At 73.5% G+C, this 3,378-nt stretch carries 3 protein-coding genes and 1 pseudogene; 1 reads left to right on the plus strand and 3 read right to left on the minus strand.

Going from position 1 to position 3,378, the window contains the following annotated elements:
- Positions 1 to 630: pseudogene (locus AB8Z36_RS36600) on the plus strand (hypothetical protein); the annotation flags it as partial.
- Here the strand turns inward: AB8Z36_RS36600 and AB8Z36_RS36605 are convergent.
- The 3 genes from AB8Z36_RS36605 to AB8Z36_RS36615 all read right to left on the minus strand — a co-directional run.
- Positions 618 to 1,610 (minus strand): ABC transporter substrate-binding protein, encoded by a 993-nt coding sequence (locus AB8Z36_RS36605; protein WP_369217701.1) that lies wholly within the window; start codon positions 1,608 to 1,610, stop codon positions 618 to 620. The pseudogene AB8Z36_RS36600 and the gene AB8Z36_RS36605 overlap by 13 nt on opposite strands.
- The gene (locus tag AB8Z36_RS36610) at positions 1,607 to 2,470 is read right to left on the minus strand and encodes an ABC transporter ATP-binding protein (protein ID WP_369217702.1); all 864 of its coding nucleotides are present in this window, start codon (positions 2,468 to 2,470) and stop codon (positions 1,607 to 1,609) included. The genes AB8Z36_RS36605 and AB8Z36_RS36610 overlap by 4 nt, the downstream gene beginning before the upstream one ends.
- Positions 2,467 to 3,378: FecCD family ABC transporter permease (locus AB8Z36_RS36615; RefSeq protein ID WP_369217703.1), on the minus strand; the 912-nt coding region annotated here is incomplete at its 5' end. The genes AB8Z36_RS36610 and AB8Z36_RS36615, both read right to left, overlap by 4 nt.

Below are 3,378 nucleotides of genomic sequence, written 5' to 3' on the forward strand. Positions count from 1 at the left end.
GACGAGCTGGGACCCAGCGGCTCCGAGCCCGACTGGTGGCGGTACGACAGCAGCCCCTTCGGCATCGGCGACAGTGTCCCCGGCTTCGTCGGGGGCGTCGAGATCCCCGAGCTCCTGAAGCCCCCGCCGTCCCCGGACGACGTCCGCGACCGCCGCCACAAGGTTGCGCGCCCGGGAGAGCCGGTGGAGGCGGTGCCGGAGGACGAGGAGGGTGACGAGGAAGCGGAGGCGGCCGACGAGGCGGCCGGGCGCCGGAGGTGGCGCCCCCGGCTGCGGCCGCTCGCCGGAGGAGGGTTCAGCAACCCGCTGCTCGTACTGGCCGCCGCCCTGCTCGTCGTGGGCGCGGTCATCGGCAACTGGCTGGCCCTCGGCGTCGGCTGGCTCATCGCCTACGCCTCCCGCAGGCTCCCCCGCGCCGAGGTGAAGACCGCGATCATCGGCATCCCCGCGCTCGTGGTGGCCGCCGGGCTCACCTGGCTGTGGGGCCGCAGCGAAGGACGCTGGGGCGACCCGATCAGGGAGGGCCGGATGAGCGACGCCCTCGCGGAGACGGGGCCGTGGGTGGTGCGCGGCGCGGCCATCGCCTCCGCGCTGTTCCTGTTCTGGCGCTCCCAGCGTCACCGTCCGTGAAGGTCAGCCCGCAGCTCATCGAGGATCTTCCCGGCGGCCGTATAGCCGATGCCCTGTATCCACAGCTCGTCGTCGACCGTGTGGACGTTGCCCGACTTCACGGCCCGCATGTTCTTCCACAGGCTGCTGCCGACGGTCCGTGTCTGCTTGGCCTTGGCCGGATCGCCGTACGTGGCACGGAAGATGACGTCGGCGTCGGCGAGGTCGATCTTCTCGGGGGAGAGGTCGTAGGAGAAGCCGTCCTTGGCCCTGGCGGTGATCGGCGGGCGCCCGAGACCGACGTCCTTGAGGATCGTGGCGATGTAACTCTGGTCGCCGTAGAGGCGGATGTCGGCGCCCTCGATGAAACGCACGACGTTGACCTGCGTGGACCTGGCCTTCGTGGGGCCGCCGATGGCCTTGGTGACCTGCTTGGCGTGCGCCTCGTAGGCGGCGACGACCTCGCGCGCCTCGGCCCGCTTGCCGAGGGCGTCGGCGTGCACCCGGAAGTTCTGCTTCCAGGGGTAGCCGGTGGTCTCCGTCATGACGGTCGGCGCGATCTGTTTGAGCTGGTCGTACTGGGCGGCGTGCCGGATCTTTGAGGTCAGGATGAGGTCCGGCTCCAGGGCGGCGATGGCCTCCATGTTCGGGGTCATCATCTCGCCGACGTCCTTGATGCCGCTGACCTTGTCCTCGGGGAGGTAGTCCGGGAAGCCGGACTCCGCCTCGACGTGCGTGGAGCCGACCGGCCTGACGCCGAGTGAGATCGCGGAGTCCAGCTCGGCGGTGTCCAGGACGACCACGCGCCGGGGGTGCGCGTTCACCTTCACGTCGCCCATGGCCGTGCTGACCGTACGGGTGGCGCCGGACCCGCCCGAGCCGTCGGGGCCGGAGGAACCGCAGGAGCCGAGCGCGAGTGCGCCGGTCAGGACCAGGGAGCCGGTCAGGAGCGCGCGGCGGCGCGCCGGGGCAGGGAAGCGGGCCGTGCGGGAACGGGTCATGGGGATGCCTTTCGCGGGGGTGACACGGGGGTGCTCGCCGGTGCCTCGGGGGCCCATGGCGCGCCGGGGACGACCAGCGGGGAGCCGGTCACGGGGTCCGGCACCACCACGCAGTCCAGGCCGAAGACCTCGCGCACCAGTTCCGCGGTGACGATCCGCGCGGGCGTGCCCTCCGCGACGATCGCGCCGGACTTCATGGCGATGAGGTGATCGGCGTACCGGGCGGCCTGGTTGAGGTCGTGCAGGACGACGACGACCGTGCGCCCCCGGTCGTGGTTGAGCCGCCGCACCAGGTCGAGGACCTCGACCTGGTGCGCGACGTCCAGGTAGGTGGTCGGCTCGTCCAGGAGCAGCAGATCCGTGTCCTGGGCGAGGGCCAGGGCGAGCCAGACGCGCTGGCGCTGGCCGCCGGAGAGTTCGTCGACGGGGCGGTCGGCGAGCCCGGCGACACGGGTGTGCTCCATCGCCCGCGCCACCGCGGCCTCGTCCGCCGCCGACCACTGCTGCCACCAGCGCTGATGGGGCTGACGGCCCCGGGCGACGAGGTCGGCGACGGTGATCGCCTCCGGGGCGACGGGGGACTGGGGGAGCAGCCCGATCCGCCGGGCGATCCGCTTGGTCGGCAGCTTGGCGAGCTCCTCGCCGTCGAGGAGGACGGCGCCGCCCCGCGGCTTCAGGAGGCGGCCGAGGGCCCGCAGGGTGGTCGACTTCCCGCAGGCGTTGGCGCCGACGATCACCGTGACCCGGCCGTCGGGCACCGCGAGGTCGAGCCCCTCGACGACCGTCCGGTCCTCGTAGGCGAGGGTCAGCTCCCTGGCCGTCAGACGGGCGCGGGCGTCGGCGCGGGCGGTGACGGTCACGGCGTGCCTCCGGTGCGGACGGTGCGGCTGCGGACGATCAGCCGGATCAGGTACGGCGCGCCGACGGCCGCGGTGAGTACGCCGACCGGCAGTTCCGTGGGGGAGAGGAGCCTGCGGGCGAGCAGATCGGCGAGGACCACGATCAGGGCGCCGAGCAGCGCGGAGCAGCACAGCGGGAGGTGCGCGGTGCGGGTCAGGCGACGGGCGGTCTGCGGCGCGAGCAGCGCCACGAAGTCGACGGGGCCCGCGGCGCCGGTCGCCACGGCGGCGAGGACGACCCCGAGCAGGACGAGCCCGAGCCGTACGGGTCCGAGGCGCGTCCCGAGCGCGGTCGCCGTGTCGTCGTCCAGCGTGACCGCGCGCTGGGCGCGGGCCGCCCAGCAGACGCACGGCAGCAGGAGGAGCAGGGTGAGCCCGAGCGGACGGGCCTCGGCCCAGCCGCGGCCGTTGAGCGAGCCGGTCATCCAGATCTGCGCCTGCTGGGCGACGGCGTAGTCGCCCTTGGTCATGAACAGCGTCGTCAGCGACCGCAGTGCGACGGCGACGCCGATCCCGATGACGACGAAGCGGGTGGCGTGGAGTCCGCCGCGCCAGGCGAGGACGTAGACGAGGGCGGCGGCGCAGACCCCGCCGAGCACGGACAGATACGGCAGCGCGGCGTACGAGGTCACCCCGAAGGTCATGGCGCCCACGGTCAGCGCGGCGGCCCCCTGGCTGATCCCGATGACGTCGGGGCTGGCGAGCGGATTGCGCGCCACGGCCTGGATGAGCCCTCCGGCCACCCCGAAGGCGGCCCCCACCAGCAGCCCGAGCACCATGCGGGGTGCGCGCAGGGTGCCGACGACGAGGGCGTCGGGGGAGGGCCGCCCGGCGAGCACCTCAAGGACGTCGAGGGGCTGGACGTAGCT

This window comes from Streptomyces flavofungini, assembly GCF_041028215.1.
GTDB classification, from domain to species: Bacteria; Actinomycetota; Actinomycetes; order Streptomycetales; family Streptomycetaceae; genus Streptomyces; species Streptomyces flavofungini_B.